We start from the raw sequence: 13,872 nt of genomic DNA, 5'->3' as shown, positions 1-13,872 counted from the left end.
GCGGCCAGCATGCCGGCCGCGGCGATGCCCGCCCGTTTGAACATGCGCGGCAGGTCCGCCGTGGGCACCCGCGGGTCCGGCGGCAGTCCGTACACCTCCGGTTCGTCGAGCAACAGGAACACGGAACCGGTGCCGCCCACGCCGTCGGAATCGTTGGCCCCGTAGAGGCGTGCCTCGGTCAGCCCCTGCGAGTGCAGTTCGGCTACGCGCTGCTTCGCGGTGGCCACCAATTCCTCGCGCTCGCCGTACTTGATCGACGTCGTGGGGCAGGCCTGCGCGCAGGCGGGCGTCTGGTCGTCGGTGATCCGGTCGTAGCACAGCGTGCATTTCTGGGCGACACCGACGTTGCGGGTCGGGGCCTGTTGCCCCGGGGTGAAGTCGCGCTGCGTCTTCGGTCCTGCCGTGCCGTCGCTGCGCCGTTCGATCACGCCGAACGGGCATCCCGCGACGCAGGTGCCGCAACCGTTGCAGACGTCGTCCTGCACCACCACCGTGCCGTGCTCGGTGCGGAACAGCGCCCCGGTGGGGCACACGTCCAGGCACCCGGCGTTGGTGCAGTGCTTGCACACATCCGAGGACATCAGCCAGCGGAAATCGGGCGTATCGGGGGGCGTCGTGTCCACGCCCGGAGGCTTCGCTGCTGCCTCCGTGCTTCCCGGCGGCCCGATGCCGGGCATGCCGAGGCTGACGAGTGCCCGCCCGGAGTCGCGTGCCTTTTCGATCCGCCCGCGGTCCTGCTCGACGAAGGCCACATGGCGCCAAGTGTCGGCTCCCAGCGCGCCGGTGTTGTCGTAGGAGGACTGCAGCAGTTCGTACTGCGGGTCGGCGGGAATGCGGTTCCATTCCTTGCAGGCCACCTCGCACGCCTTGCAGCCGATGCAGATCGAGGTGTCCGTGAAGAAGCCCTTGCGCGGGTGCCCGGTGTGCGGAATGTCCCCGGGCGCTTCGGTCAGCCGTTTCATGAGCCTTCCCTCGTGGTGTCGTCGCCCGACACAGGGCCGGGATGGGTGATCTCGTCGCTGCCGGTCTCGGGCGTCACCCCGGCGCGGGCCTGGTAATCGGCGATCAGGGCGAGCAGTGCCGGGCCCCGCGGCCGGCGGCCCGGGAGGATGTCGCAGGATCCGGCCTTGGATTCCTGGATCTGTACGTTCGGGTCGAGCGTCACGCCCAGCAGATCGTTGGCTGCGTCCCCGCTGATGACCGCTTCCTGCCCGACGCCCCAGTGGTAGGGCAGCCCGATCTGGTGCACGGTGCGCCCGCCGACAACCAGCGGCCTCATCCGTTCGGTCACGAGCACCTTGGCCTCGATGGCTGCCCGTGGCGAGACGATCGTCGCCCAACCGTAGGGTTCCAGACCCCGTTCGGCCGCCAATTCGGGCGACACTTCGCAGAACATCTCCGGTTGCAGCTCAGAGAGGTACGGCAGCCACCGGCTCATCCCGCCGGCCGTGTGGTGTTCGGTCAGCCGATACGTGGTGAACACATACGGGTAGATGTCCGAACCCCGCTCGTTGGCGCTCGGTGCACTGAGATTGTCTGCGCGCGGGAAGGTGATCCGGGCGGGGTTCTGCTGCTGCCCGTAGAGCGGGTTGGCGACCGGAGATTCCTGCGGCTCGTAGTGGGTCGGCAGCGGCCCGTCCACCATCCCCTTCGGCGCGAACAGCCACCCCTTGCCGTCGGCTTGCATGATGAAGGGGTCGTCCCCGGCCAGCGCGGCGGCGCCGCCGGCTGTTGGATCCGGCCTGCTCCCGGGGGCTCGGTCCAGCGGGAAATCGGGGACGTCCTCCCCGGTCCACCGGTTCTGCTCCGGGTCCCACCAGATGTACTTTTTGCGTTCGCTCCAGGGCTTGCCGTCGGGGTCCGCCGACGCGCGGTTGTAGAGGATCCGCCGGTTCGCCGGCCAGGCCCAGCCCCACTCGGAGGCGACCGGTCCTTGTTCCCGGCCGGGCTTGCGGTCGGCGGCGTGGTTGATGCCGTCGGCATACACGCCCGTATAGATCCAGCATCCTCCCGAGGTCGAGCCGTCGGGACGCATCTCGGTGTACGACGAGAGGGGCTTGCCGGCCCGGGGACCGGTGAGATGCCGGCCGTTGATTTCCGCGAGCACCGCCTCGCCGTCGGGGTCGCCGTGTTCGTCGGTGGGATAGTCCCATGTGAGATCCAGCAGCGGCCGGTCCCGTTCATCGGTCGAATCCGCCAGCTTCGCCCGGAGGCGTTGGCCCAGCTCGTAGAAGAACTGCAGTTCACTCCGGCAGTCCCCCGGCGGCTGGATGGCCTGGTGCCGCCATTGCAGCAGCCGCTGGGTCTGGGTGAAGGTTCCCGCCTTTTCCACGTGCGTCGCCGCCGGCAGGAAGAAGACTTCGGTGGCGATGTCCTCGGTCCGCAGCTCGCCCGTCGCGATCTCGGGGCCGTCCTTCCACCACGTCGCCGACTCGATGAGGTTCAGGTCGCGCACCACCAGCCATTTCAGATGGGACATGCCAAGACGCTGCATGCGGCCGTTGGCGGATCCGACCGCGGGGTTCTGGCCGAAGAGGAAGTAGCCCTCGACCTCATCGGCAAGCATGCCCATGACTGTCTGGTAGGTCCCGTGCGGGCCGTTGATGCGCGGAAGGTAGCCGTAGCCCCAGTCCGAGTCCTCACGGGCCGCGTCGCCCCACCAGGCCTTGAGCAGGCTGATGGTGTAGGCATCGGCGTCGGCCCAGTAGCCCTTTTGGTCCGGCGACGCGATGCCGCCGAGGTAGTCCTGCAACGTCTCCATCTCCGCCTTCGGCATGGGGAGGTAGCCGGGCAACAGGTTGAAGAGTGTCGGAATGTCGGTGGAGCCTTGGATGCTGGCGTGGCCGCGCAGCGCCATGATTCCCCCGCCCGGCCGGCCCATGTTGCCCAGCAGGAGCTGTAGGATCGCCGCGGTCCGGATGTACTGCGCGCCCACGGTGTGCTGGGTCCAGCCGACGGAATACGCGAAGCACGTGGTCCGGTCGCGGCCGGAGTTCTCCGTGACCGCCCGCGCCAGGTAGTCGAAGTCCGCCAGGGAAATGCCGCAGGCGTCCCGGACCATCTCCGGGGTGTACCGGGCATAGTGCCGTTTCAGGATCTGGAACACCGTCCGCGGGTGCTCCAGCGTGGGGTCCTGCTCGAAATCGGGGTGCGCCAGGGTCGGCCCTCCGCTGCCGTACTGGTGCCCGGCTGCCCGTTCCGCGGTGTCGGCTCCGTGCTCGTGGCCGCCGGCTTCAACGCCGTGCTCGTGGCCGCCGGCTTTTCCTGCCTCCGGCTTCCGTTCATAGGCCCAGGACGCGAGGTCGTACTGGCCCGTTTCCGGATCGAATCCGGAGAACAGCCCGTCCAGGTCCTCGGTGTCACGGAAGTCTTCGTTCACCAGGGTCGCCGCGTTGGTGTAGGCCCGAACGTAGTCTTTGAACCACAGATCGTTGCTGATCACGTAATTGATCAGGGCGCCCAGGAGCACGATGTCGGAACCGGCCCGGATGGGCACGTGCCTGTCTGCCACCGCGCTCGTGCGGGTATAACGCGGATCCACGTGGATGACCTTCGCACCGCGGGCCCTGGCTTCCGTCACCCACTGGTAGCCCACGGGATGGCACTCGGCCATGTTGGAGCCCTGGATGACGATGCAGTCGGCGTTGGCCATGTCCTGCAGCGACTGCGTCGCGCCGCCGCGTCCAAACGAGGTTCCCAAACTGGGAACCGTTGCGGAGTGTCAAATGCGGGCTTGGTTCTCGAGCTGGATGGCGCCCGCAGCGGTGAAGAGCTTCTTGATCAGATAGTTCTCTTCGTTGTCGAGGGTCGCCCCGCCCAGCCCGGCGATGCCCATGGTCCGCCGCAGCGGCCGGCCGTGCTCATCGCTTTGCTGCCATGTGTTCCGGCGGGCTTCGAGGAACCTGTCGGCGATCATGTCGACGGCGGTGTCCAGGTCAAGGTGCTGCCAGTCCTTGGCGTGGGGCGCCCGGTAGAGCACCCTCGTCTGCCGGCCGGGCGCGTTGACCAGCTGCTCGCTGGCGGATCCCTTGGGGCAGAGCCGGCCGCGGGAGATCGGCGAATCCGGGTCGCCCTCGATCTGGACGACCTTCTCGTCCTTGACGAAGACACGCTGGCCGCATCCCACCGCGCAGTACGGACACACGCTTTGCACCACGCGGTCCGCGGTGGACGTCCGGGGAGCGATTTCACGGGTCCGCCGCGAGGTCACGGCCTCGCCCCGCCCGAGTGAATCACTCGTGCGGAACTGCCGTACAACCGGCCACTCCAGGAAGCTGAACCGCGACATGCGCCCACCCTAACCCATCCAATTCAACGACAACAGGGGAAACGACGACGCCGGACGTTGGCGCGCACCCGATGAGGCGGCGGGGGCCGGCGGGCCCTACATCCACAGGACTCCGTCTTCCCGGAACTCCCGGACGCGGTGGGCCATCATCCTCCCCAGCAGTTCCGCGGGCACGGGCTGCGTGTAGGGCAGCTGCACCGACCCCTTGCCGGTCCGGAAGCCAGCCAATTCGTCGGCGAACGCCGCCCGGGTGCCGGGAGTGAAAACGATGTTCGCGTGCTGGCTGTACCCGGCGAAAACAAACATGATGGTGCCGTCGAGAGAGTACGCCGGCGAACCCCACTTCAAGGACTCTTCGGCTTCCGGAACCCGCCCGCGGCTCAGCGACCGCAGCTCTTCCAGCAGCGTGCGGGCGTCTGCGGGGAACGCCGCCAGGTACTCGTCCACGGTCTGAGGCTTGTCCATCTCTCGAAGCTACCCCGCCACAAACCAAACCGGGGCCGGTGTTTGCCGGTTTTGCACCTTTGGACCGGCCAGGTATTCCCTGCCGACAGCGCGCGGTCCATACTCGGACACGTACGGGGCATCGACGGGGCGGAGCCGCCCTGGCGCAGGCTCCGGCCGCAGATGCAGGCGCGAACATTGGAGTCTGGCATGGCTACTTCGAGCGGTTCCCAGTCCCTCCTCAGGCGCAAGCCGATCACTGAACTGGTGGAGGAGAGCGGAGAAAGCCACCTGTCCAAGAGCCTGGGCGTGTGGCAGCTGACCGCGATCGGCGTCGGCGGGATCATCGGCATCGGCATTTTCACGTTGGCCGGGCTGGTGGCCAACGGCGGCGCCGACGCGGCTCCGGTCGGGCCGGCGGTGCTCATTTCCTTCCTCATTGCGGGGTTGGCCAGTGCGGCGGCGGCCCTGTCGTATGCGGAATTCGCGGGCATGATCCCGTTTGCCGGCTCGGCCTACACCTATGGCTACGTGGCCCTGGGGGAAGTCATCGGCTGGTTTATCGGCTGGGACCTGCTGCTGGAATATACGGCCATCGTCGCCGTCGTCGCCATCGGCATCTCGGGCTATTTCAGCGCCTTTATGGAGGGCATCGGCGTCCAGGTCCCGGCGTGGATGGAGGGCACCGCCGACACGGTCGAGGGCGGCGTGGTCAACCTGCCGGCCATTGTGGTCTGCCTGCTGATCACCTGGATCCTCAGCCGCGGGACGCGCACCTTCGGCCGGTTCGAACTGATAGCGGTGGGGCTGAAGATCCTGTTGATCCTCTTCATCATCGGGCTGGGCTTCTTCTTCGTGAACCCGGGCAACTACAACCCGTTCATGCCCTCCGGATTCGGTCCGGTGCTGGCGGGAGCCGCCACCGTATTCTTCGCGGTCTTCGGGTATGACGCGATGAGCACGGCGGCGGAGGAATCCGTCGACGGCAAGAAGCACATGCCGAAGGCGATCCTGCTGTCGCTGGCCATCGCGATGACGCTCTATGTGCTGGCCACCCTGGTGCTGACCGGCATGCAGAACTACACGGACATCAGCCCCACCGCGGGGTTCGCGTCCGCCTTCGAGTCCGTCGGGCTGCCGGTCGTGGCCACGATCATTGCCGCCTTCGCCGTTGTTTCGATCCTGACCGTGATGCTCACCTTCCTGCTGGGCGTGACCAGAGTTTGGTTCTCGATGAGCCGCGACGGGCTGCTGCCGGGCTGGTTCGCGGCGACGGACCGGCACGGCACCCCGCAGCGGGTGACGTGGATCGCCGGCATCGCGTCAGCGCTGCTGGCCGGGGTGTTCCCCATCCGTGCCGTGGCCGACCTGACCAACATCGGCATTTTGGCCGCCTTCGTGGTGGTCTGCGTCGCCGTGATCGTGCTGCGGCGCACCCGGCCGGAGGTACCGCGGACCTTCCGGCTGCCGTGGATGCCGGTGGTCCCGGCCTTCGGCGTCTTGGCCTCGGGGTTCCTGATGCTGCAGCTCGACTGGGAAACCTGGGTGCGCTTCCTGATCTGGCTGATCATCGGCCTGGTCATCTACCTGCTGTACAGCCGCAAGCACTCACTCATGAATCCGAACAGCCCGCGCCATCGGGCCGTACCCTGATCGGTGGCCCGAGCACCTATGCAGGGCTCGAACGAGTGAACCCGCAGCTCTGCAGTGGAACCGCGGCTGTATCGTCACAAGCCGTCGACGAGCTAGTCGTTGAGCTCGGCGGTGGCGACTTCGTACTCTTCGACTTCGAGGATCTCCAGCGTTAGGGAGTTGCTTGCCTCGGAGCGAAGGCTGTTCGCCATCTCCGTACTTGCCGTCAGGTTTTCCTCCGTGTCGTATAGCGCGATGGATAAGGATTTGCCGTTCCCCTTCCCGTTCATGAAATAGAAGCCCCGGCAACCGGGGAGTTCCAGCACCCGCTTGACGAGGTCCTGCGGGAGTCCGCTGGAAGCGTCTTGGCTGCCTCGGTAAGTGCTGACTCGAGCGAACATGTTTCCTCCAATGGTTTATTAACTGGAGCCTCGCCTGCCGCTGCTTGTTACAGGCGCGATGTCGAGGATGGGCACAACCTCCGGCAAGCCACACCGCTGGTTCGGGCTCCTCCCACCAGTAGGCACCCCTCAGCGCCTGCGGACAATACCGGGACTCGACAATAATGCCTGCCCTTCGTCGGCGGTAGGTCTACTTGCAGTTGCAGAGTGGTCAACCGGGCGTAGTTCAACGGATGGTGTTTGGACCCAGGAGCAGTGCGTCGCCGACGCCGGCCCGCGCGCCGTCGTTCACGCCGGCCTACGGGAGCCGCCGGTCCCCAGGATGCTGCAGGCGCAGCCACTTGTAGCCGAACCCTTCGAGGGGCAGGGTGCAGGTGCCGTCCTCGGCGATTTTCACGTCCGCGTCACCCAGCAGGTCCAGCAGCAGCACGGCCCGGAGCTTTTCCGCCGGCCGGTCCTCCGTCGCCAGGTCCAGCGCGACGGTGACCGGATCGGGCGAGAGGTTATGCAGCAGGACCATGCTGGACTCCTCCCACGTGCAGCGGTGGGCCAGCACGGACTTCTCCGGCTGGTCGAGGATCTCGAAGTGCCCCCAGCCCAGCTCCGGGCACTCGCGGTAGCGCTTGATCAGCGTGGCCATGAAGTTCCACAGCGACTCCGGGTCCCGTTTGGCCTGGGCGGCGTTGACGAACTGCGGGCCGAAGCCGCCGTCCGCCAGCGGCGAGATCAGCTGTCCGGGCTCCGCGGTGGAAAAGCCCGCGTTCGGACCGTTCGTCCACTGCATGGGGGTGCGGACGGCCAGGCGGCCTTCCGCGTCCAGGTTCTCCCCCATGCCGATCTCCTCGCCGTAATACAGCACCGGGGTGCCGGGCAACGAAAACAGGAGCGAATACACCATCCTGATCCGGCGCGGGTCCCCGCCCAGCATCGGCGGCAGCCGGCGCTTGAGTCCGCGGCCGTAAAGCTGCATCTGTTCCTCGGGCCCGAAGGCCGCGAAGACCTCCTGGCGCTCCTCCTCGGTGAGCTTGTCCAGCGTCAGCTCGTCGTGGTTGCGCACGAAGGTAGCCCACTGGTTGTCCGGGTTGATGGCCGGCCTGCCCTGCAGGGCCTTCGCCAGCGGGCCCGCGTCCTGCCGGGCCAGGGAGAGATACATGTTCTGCATGGCGATGAAGTCGAACATCACGTTGAGTTCGTCCCCGTCGCTGCCGCCGAAGAAGGTCAGCTGGTCCTCGTACGGCAGGTTGACTTCGCCCAGCAGGATTCCACCGCCGCGGCGGCGGCTCAGGAAACGGCGAAGGTCCCGCAGGAATTCGTGCGGATCCGGCAGCCCGGACCCGTCCTGCCCGGTGGTTTCAAGGAAGAAGGGCACCGCGTCCACCCGAAAACCGTCAAGCCCCAGCTCCAGCCAGAAGCCCATGGCCTTGGCAATATGGTTCCTGACCTCGGGGTTGGTCACGTTCAGGTCCGGCTGATGCCTGTAGAAGCGGTGCAGATACCACTCCCCCGTGGGCTTGTCTTGGGTCCAGATGGACTGCTCCTGGTCCGGGAACACAACCTCCCGGGAGGTGTCCGGCGGCGGGTCGGACCGCCACACGTAGTAATCCCGGTACGGACTGTCCGTGGACTGGCGCGCGGACTGGAACCACGGATGCTGGTCGGAGGTGTGGTTGACCACCAGGTCCGCGATGACCCGCATGCCGCGGTCCCGGGCGGTGCGGAGGAACTCCACCAGGTCGCCGTGGTCCCCCAGCCGCCGGTCCACGCCGTAGAAGTCCGTGACGTCGTAGCCGTCGTCCCGCTCCGGCGTCGGATAGAAGGGCATCAGCCAGATGCAGGTGACGCCCAGTTCGGCCAGATAATCCACGCGCTGCGCCAGGCCGGCGAAGTCGCCCACGCCGTCGCCGTCGGAATCGAAGTACGTCTCCACGTCCAGGCAATAGACGACTGCCGTCTTCCACCACAGGTCGGAAGTGTCGGTAATCCTCACTGGCTTCTCCTCCGCTTTCCGTCCGGGCGGTCGAGTCCGTCAGCGCAGCTTCGGCAGGACCTCGCCGGCGAACGTCTCGATGAAGGGCCGCTGCTCTTGGCCCACGAAGTGCAGGTACAGCTCGTCGAAGCCCAGGTCCAGGTACTCCTGCAGCCACTCCACATGCCGGCCCGTGCTGGCCGATACGTTGACCGCCGTGCGCAGCTGGTCCTCGCCGACGTGCTCGCTCACGGCGTCGAAGTGGCTGGCCGTGGCCAGGTCCGCGGCCACGTGCGGGGCGAACGTGTTGGAGCGCCACTGGTCCATGGCGATGTCGACGGCGGCCTCCTCCGACGGTGCCCAGGACAGGTGCACCTGCAGCGCGGCCTTCCCGCGTCCGCCATTGTCCCGGTAACCGGCGAGGACCTTCCTGAGCTGCTCCGGCGCCTGGTTGACGGTGATCAGCCCGTCCGCCCAGCGCGCGGCGCGGCGGGCGGTCTCCACGCTGATGGCGGGGGCGATCAGCTCGGGCTTGGGCTCGGGTACCTCCCAAATCCGGGCGTGCTCCACGGTGACCAGTCCGCGGTGGGTGACCTCCTCGCCGTCGTGCAGGCGGCGGATCACCTCCACGGACTCCTCCAGCCGCTGCTGGCGCACGTCCTTGGAGGGCCAGGCGTCGCCCGTGATGTGCTCGTTGGAGTTCTCGCCGCTGCCCGGCGCCATCCAGAACCGCCCCGGAAACATGACGGCCAGGGTGGCCGAGGCGTGCGCGATGATGGCCGGATGGTAGCGCTGGCCGGGGGCGGTGACGACGCCGAACCGCAGCGCTGTGGTTGCCAGCGCCGCACCGAGCCAGGACCAAGCGAAGCCGGAATGCCCCTGCCGCACGGACCACGGCTCGATGTGGTCCGAACACATGGCCGCGTCAAAACCCGCTTCTTCTGCCAGTTTCACGTCCTGCAGCAGCTGGGCGGGCGAGATCTGTTCGTGGGATGCATGGAATCCGATGACAGGCACCACTCCATCCTTTCCGTGCCGTCGCGGGTTGTCGAGGCACGTATCGCAGGTACGCGATGCCGTTGTCGAAGATTCTGTGTTCGGCAAGGCTGAGGTCGAGGTGCACGTCGTCGGGCAGGGCGTGCAGGCCGCCGCCCACCATCTTCGGCACCACGAAGAACCGGAAGTCGTCAACCATGCCCGCACGGATCGCGTCTGCCGCAACCGTGGGCCCGAAGATCTGGACCACACCGTGCGCGCGCTCCACGATCCGCTGCAGCTCTCCCAAGCTCAGGCGCGGCACGATGCGCGCCCGGTCCGAGGTGAGCTCTTCGGCCGTCATGGTCGACGACACCACGACCTTGTCCAGGTCCCGCCAGCGCCGGGCGAACTCCCGTTCGGCCGCAGGACGGTCCTCGCCGTCCGGATAGGTGTCCCAGTACCCCATCAACGCATAGGTTTTCCGCCCGAGCACCTCGGTCGATATCCCGGCCATGCGCTCGAGGTGCACAGCAAACACGGCATCACTCGGGCCCGTCCACTGGAAGTCGCCGTCGGCATCGGCGACGTAGCCGTCGATGGACGTTGTTGCCACATAGGCGAGGGTTCCCATGATCGTTCCGCCCCTTCACGGTGCTTACTTGGGCCGGCAGCGACACCGGCACACGTCAGTTCTTCTTCAGTTCCTCGGCGAGCATCACGATGATGCCGCTAGGACCGCGGACGTAGGTGAGCCGGTAGACGTCCTCGTAGGTCGCCACGCCGCGAAGCGGACGGCAGCCGTGTTTCGCGGCTATTTCGAGGGCCTTGTCCAAATCATCCACGGAGAAAGCGACCCGGTGCATGCCGATCTCGTTGGGGCGGGTGGGCGTCGACTCGATCGCTTGGGGGTGGAGGTATTCGAAGAGCTCGAGCCGGCCGTGACCGTCCGGGGTCTGGAGCATCGCGATGTTGGCATGGTTGCCATCAAGCCCGACGGCGGTGTCGGTCCAGTCACCGCTGACCGTGTCGCGGCCGAGGACCGTCAGGCCGAGGTCGGTGAAAAAGGCGATCGCTGCTTCGAGGTCGCGGACGGCGATACCGACGTTCTCCAGTTTGATGGCCATGCGCGACATGCTAGCGAGCCGCGGGGACAAAAAAGAAGCCCCTGCCAGATTGCGCTGCGTCGGAGTTGCGGCACAATAAACCGTGTGGACGACCTGCATGTGCCCCCGGGACCCGGCGCGCCCCGCGGCCTCCGGGTGCCGGCGGGGGAACTGGTCGAGCAGTTCTCCCGAGCCTCGGGCCCTGGCGGCCAGAGCGTCAACACCGCCGACTCTCGTGTGCAACTCAGTCTCGATCTGGGCACCACAACGGCGCTCAGCGAGATCCAACGCGAACGCGCCGTCGCCAGGCTTTCCGAGAGAATGTCGGGCACCGTGCTCACCATCAGCGCCTCAGAGCACCGCTCCCAGCGGCGCAACAGGGCTGCGGCGCGGCAACGCCTCGTAGCACTCCTGCGGGACGCGGTGACTCCGCCTGTCGCCCGGCGGGCAACCCGCCCCACGGCTGGCTCGCGGCGCCGCCGGCTCGATGCAAAACGGCTGCGCTCCGAGACCAAGCGCAACCGCCAGCGCCCAGACTCCGAATGACCTGACTGTTTGCGCCGATCGCCGGGCTCCACTGTTGAGGATTGCACGGAACTTCAGAGCGACCCGGCAGCGCTTGACACGGGTCCGGCAGCGGAGAAAAGTGGCGGCCATACCGCCCGCTCCCCCTTTAGCCGCCCCCGTTGGCAGTCCCGGGGAGCCGGGTTTGGCCGCTTGATCATCGAATGGGGTGGGCATGGGTAGCGATCCTTCGGGAGCCGAACCGGCGCCATCTCCCCGCGGAGGGCATGCGGGACGCCTGATCGCCCGGCGCCCGGTAACGGCCTTTGTGGTCATTGCGATCGGGCTGACGTGGGCTGCGCAGGTGCTATCGATCGTTGTGCTGGGCAATGTTTTGCCCGGGCTCCTGGCAGAGCTGCTGATCCTGCTGGGTACTGCGGCCCTGGTTACCGCAGCCTCGGGCGGCAGGAAGGCCGTCCGGGGCCTTTTTCGGCAGGCTGTCCGCTGGCGGGTGGGCGTCGGCTGGTATATCGCCGCCCTGCTCGCCATACCCGTGCTGACCCTGTTGATCGCCGCGGCAACCGGGTCATTTCAGCCACCGGAAGCCGGATGGGCCGCTGAAACGGGCAACTATTTCCTCAATACCATCCTCGTCGGGGCTGTTCTGGCGAATATCTGGGAGGAACTGGCGTGGACCGCCGTGGTACAGCACCGGCTGATGGAGCGGTGGGGACTGATCTCCGGCTCGCTGCTGACAGCCTTACCCTTTGCCCTGATCCACCTCCCCCTCGCCTTTGCGGACAAAGGCTTCACCGCGACGCCGGTCCGGGAGGTGCTTTTCTACTGGGCGGTCCTGTTCCTCTTCGCCCCGGTTTTCAGGCTCCTGGCGGGCATGGTCTATCTGGGCACGGGCGGAAGCATCCTCATCGTCGGACTCCTTCACGGGTCCTTCAACGCCTCCGGTGCGGATAAGCTCCACGCGTTCGAGGGAGAGTGGCAGCAGATCGCCGCCGCAGCAATGCTGACCATCGTGCTGGCGCTCTACCAACAGAGCGGGGCACGCGCTAAGGGCCGCCGAACAGGATCCCGACCGAATCGTTACGAAGCAACCCCGGACGACACCTGATCTGGATTGGTGCAGCGGCGGCGGAATCCCGGTATCCCATCGATTGAACTCCGGCGTTGAAGGACGGAACGCTCGTCCCCTTTGCACGGCCGGGCGGTTGACCGCACCATGACCGGGATGCGAAGTCCTCATGGCCCTGCCACTGAGACAAACCGCCGCAACGTCCGTCAGTGCCCGGTGAACGTTCGCCTTTCGGGTATCGACGTGTCACCCGCCGGGTGGGGTCGCTCGTAAACTCGTCTCGTGAATGAATCATTGGTGCACTACGTGTCATGCGGCATGCTGATACGTGCAGGCCGAGTCTTTCTTGTGCATCGATCACCGTCGAAGGGACGGTACGCCAATGTCTGGGACTTTCCGGGAGGCCATCTCGAACCAGGCGAGAATAGTCGTCAAGCGCTTGTGCGTGAGCTTCGAGAAGAGTTGGGCGTAGACATCACTCTGCCTGCTGGGAATCCGCTACTGACCCGCCAAAATGCTGAGATGTTCCAGGAGATATGGCTGATTGAAGCGTGGGAAGGTGAGATCATCAATGCTGCGCCCGATGAACATGACGCCTTCGGATGGTTCAGTTTGGACGAGGCAATGTTCTTGGACCTTGCTGACGACGGGTACCCGGCCCTCTTCCATCAGGTGCTGACCTGATGGTGGCCCGCAACCATACTGCTGCCTAATGCGGACCTGGGCGCAGGCGTGGTTGTCTCGCGCCTTGATGAAGTGGCGGAGGCTTGGCAGTCAATAATGCTGCGCGGGTCATCGCATCACGTCGTCGAGCAGGGGCAGCCCGAACGCGCGGGTCGAGTCCCTTAGGCGCGGGAGCCACCGAAGTTCTCGGGCAGCCTGGCTGCCAGCTTCCACGCGGCGGGCATGGCTGCAGCAGCGAGCAGGGCCTTCACGATGCCGCCGATGATGAACGGGTACAGGCCCCACTCGAGCGTCTGCTGCAGATCGGCGCCCAGCGAGATGGACAGCCAGGCCATGCCGAAGACAAAGGTGATCACGGTGCCGGCGAGGAAGGAGACCGTGGCGCCCAGGAACTTCTTGTCCCAGTTGCGCTTGGCCAGCCATCCGGTCAGGCCCGCGGCCGCAACGAAACCCACCAGGTAACCGCCGGTAGGGCCGACGGCAACCGACAGGCCGGACGAGGCATCGGAGAACACCGGCATGCCGGCGACACCGGCCATCCAGTACAGGGCCATCGACAGCATCCCGCGGACCGGGCCCAAGGTGCTGCCAACCAGCAGCACGGCCAGGGTCTGCCCGGTGATCGGGACCGGCCACAGCGGCACGGCCAGTTGAGCCATCACAGAGGTCAGGCCGGCACCGCCGACCACCAGCGCGGTGTTGGCCAGGGCGGTGCTGGGTACCAAGGCGTCGGCCAGGACGCCTTGGCGCACGACTGCTGTGGCTGTGCTCATGGTTGCTCCTTG

13 protein-coding genes are annotated in these 13,872 nt (G+C 66.6%); 4 read left to right on the top strand and 9 right to left on the bottom strand.

The genetic code is table 11. From position 1 onward, the window contains the following. The 3 genes from AC5RV2_RS03445 to AC5RV2_RS03435 all read right to left on the bottom strand — a co-directional run. The coding region (locus tag AC5RV2_RS03445) for a 4Fe-4S dicluster domain-containing protein (RefSeq protein WP_494091190.1) at positions 1 to 962 on the bottom strand (962 nt) is incomplete at its 3' end. After that, positions 959 to 4,288 carry a formate dehydrogenase gene (fdh, locus tag AC5RV2_RS03440; RefSeq protein ID WP_494091189.1) on the bottom strand — a complete coding sequence of 1,110 codons (3,330 nt, stop codon included), beginning with the start codon at positions 4,286 to 4,288 and terminating at the stop codon, positions 959 to 961. The genes AC5RV2_RS03445 and fdh, both read right to left, overlap by 4 nt. A 96-nt stretch (positions 4,289 to 4,384) precedes the next feature. Beyond that, a complete protein-coding gene (locus AC5RV2_RS03435; protein WP_494091188.1) occupies positions 4,385 to 4,753 on the bottom strand; it encodes an iron chaperone in 369 nt (122 codons plus the stop codon). 189 nt (positions 4,754 to 4,942) lie between these two features. Between AC5RV2_RS03435 and AC5RV2_RS03430 the strand changes: the two genes are divergently transcribed. Next, positions 4,943 to 6,385 carry an amino acid permease gene (locus tag AC5RV2_RS03430; RefSeq protein WP_494091187.1) on the top strand — a complete coding sequence of 481 codons (1,443 nt, stop codon included), beginning with the start codon at positions 4,943 to 4,945 and terminating at the stop codon, positions 6,383 to 6,385. Between the two features lie 92 nt (positions 6,386 to 6,477). On the opposite strand, the gene AC5RV2_RS03425 is transcribed toward AC5RV2_RS03430, so the two are convergent. The 5 genes from AC5RV2_RS03425 to AC5RV2_RS03405 form a co-directional block, all read right to left on the bottom strand. Continuing rightward, on the bottom strand, positions 6,478 to 6,765 hold the full coding sequence (locus tag AC5RV2_RS03425) for a hypothetical protein (protein ID WP_494091186.1): 288 nt from the start codon (positions 6,763 to 6,765) through the stop codon (positions 6,478 to 6,480). 298 nt (positions 6,766 to 7,063) lie between these two features. After that, a complete protein-coding gene (locus AC5RV2_RS03420) occupies positions 7,064 to 8,752 on the bottom strand; it encodes an alpha-amylase family protein (protein ID WP_494091185.1) in 1,689 nt (562 codons plus the stop codon). A 39-nt stretch (positions 8,753 to 8,791) separates the two neighbouring features. Next, complete coding sequence (locus tag AC5RV2_RS03415) at positions 8,792 to 9,748, bottom strand: TIGR03885 family FMN-dependent LLM class oxidoreductase (protein ID WP_494091184.1); 957 nt, start codon at positions 9,746 to 9,748, stop codon at positions 8,792 to 8,794. Then, the gene (locus AC5RV2_RS03410; protein WP_494091183.1) at positions 9,657 to 10,340 is read right to left on the bottom strand and encodes a dihydrofolate reductase family protein; all 684 of its coding nucleotides are present in this window, start codon (positions 10,338 to 10,340) and stop codon (positions 9,657 to 9,659) included. Before AC5RV2_RS03410 ends, AC5RV2_RS03415 begins: the two co-directional genes overlap by 92 nt. 55 nt (positions 10,341 to 10,395) lie before the next feature. Next, positions 10,396 to 10,833, bottom strand: a complete 438-nt coding sequence (locus AC5RV2_RS03405; RefSeq protein WP_494091182.1) for a VOC family protein — start codon at positions 10,831 to 10,833, stop codon at positions 10,396 to 10,398. 84 nt (positions 10,834 to 10,917) lie between these two features. On the opposite strand from AC5RV2_RS03405, the gene arfB reads away from it, so the two are divergent. From arfB to AC5RV2_RS03390, 3 genes are all read left to right on the top strand, one after another. Then, complete coding sequence (arfB, locus tag AC5RV2_RS03400; RefSeq protein WP_494091181.1) at positions 10,918 to 11,358, top strand: alternative ribosome rescue aminoacyl-tRNA hydrolase ArfB; 441 nt, start codon at positions 10,918 to 10,920, stop codon at positions 11,356 to 11,358. A 193-nt stretch (positions 11,359 to 11,551) separates the two neighbouring features. After that, positions 11,552 to 12,442 carry a CPBP family intramembrane glutamic endopeptidase gene (locus tag AC5RV2_RS03395; RefSeq protein ID WP_494091180.1) on the top strand — a complete coding sequence of 297 codons (891 nt, stop codon included), beginning with the start codon at positions 11,552 to 11,554 and terminating at the stop codon, positions 12,440 to 12,442. A 243-nt stretch (positions 12,443 to 12,685) separates the two neighbouring features. Next, positions 12,686 to 13,087: an NUDIX domain-containing protein gene (locus AC5RV2_RS03390; protein WP_494091179.1), complete on the top strand. Its 402-nt coding sequence runs from the start codon at positions 12,686 to 12,688 to the stop codon at positions 13,085 to 13,087. A 161-nt stretch (positions 13,088 to 13,248) separates the two neighbouring features. On the opposite strand, the gene AC5RV2_RS03385 is transcribed toward AC5RV2_RS03390, so the two are convergent. Further along, the gene (locus AC5RV2_RS03385) at positions 13,249 to 13,860 is read right to left on the bottom strand and encodes a biotin transporter BioY (protein WP_494091178.1); all 612 of its coding nucleotides are present in this window, start codon (positions 13,858 to 13,860) and stop codon (positions 13,249 to 13,251) included. Positions 13,861 to 13,872: the final 12 nt, after the last annotated feature.

It is taken from the genome of Arthrobacter sp. Y3225116, from assembly GCF_059091245.1.
The sequence above is the reverse complement of the archived record's forward strand: the minus strand, read 5'-3'. Positions and strand labels throughout refer to the sequence as shown.